Genomic DNA, 246 nt, shown 5'->3' with positions numbered 1-246 from the left:
AGGCGCGCGAGCAACGTCAACATTCCAAAGAAGACAAGCGACGCATCAAGCAACTCGAGAAGGAATTGCAGCGCAAGGAGAAGGCACTGGCCGAAGCGGCGGCGCTGCTGGTTCTCAGAAAAAAAGTCCAGGCGATCTGGGGAGAACAAGAGGACGATTGATCAACGTCTCGGATCGCCTGTTATGTATATCGTTGATCCGCGAGGCGGCGCAGTCGGGTTGCCGCCTGGAGCAGGCTTGCGAAGA

General features: G+C 56.9%; 1 pseudogene. It reads left to right on the top strand.

From position 1 onward, the window contains the following. Positions 1-246, top strand: a pseudogene (locus tag DID96_RS38065) (IS3 family transposase); the annotation flags it as partial.

The sequence above is a fragment of the Burkholderia sp. Bp8963 genome (assembly GCF_003854275.1).
GTDB lineage: Bacteria > Pseudomonadota > Gammaproteobacteria > Burkholderiales > Burkholderiaceae > Burkholderia.
This window is presented reverse-complemented; position numbering and strand designations above follow the sequence as displayed.